Raw genomic sequence first — 519 nt, 5'->3', positions numbered from 1 at the left:
ACCTGCTTCCTACCACCTTCAGCAAAACGCAAAAGGCATACAAATTCAGCCGCTGCTGCAAGACCTGTTCGGTTTCCACAGCTTCAGCGGCAGCGGCGACGCCGTTATCGACATTAAAACCACCGGCAACGACCGCGCCCAAATGATACAAGCCCTAAACGGCAGCCTGCTCCTCGATATTACCAACGGCGCATGGCACGGCATTGATATGGACAGCATTCTGAAAAACGGCATCTCTTCGGAAAAAATCGACAACAGCAACCTCAAAACTCCTTTCCATCATTTCACCCTCAATAGCGAAATCGAGAAAGGCATCAGCCATCATATCAACACCGAACTGTTTTCCGACAGCCTGCACGTTGTCAGCAGCGGCTATACCGATTTGAATACCCAAAAGCTGTCCGAAAACCTGCTTATCAGCAACGTACTGCAGCCTAAAAACAAACCGATTCCCCTCAAAATCGGCGGAACCGTACAAAACCCTTCCATTACCCTTGATTACAGCCGCTTGACCAATGG

The 519-nt window shown here is 49.7% G+C and carries 1 protein-coding gene; it reads left to right on the top strand.

What is annotated here, in order from left to right; translation table 11 throughout:
- Window positions 1-519, top strand: a 519-nt coding sequence (locus ACTHUM_RS18590; RefSeq protein WP_440403766.1) for an AsmA family protein, incomplete at both ends; no start/stop codon positions are given.

Source organism: Neisseria sp. P0021.S006, from assembly GCF_051956895.1.
Note: the sequence above shows the minus strand (reverse complement) of the source record. Positions and strands in the feature narration are given on the sequence as shown.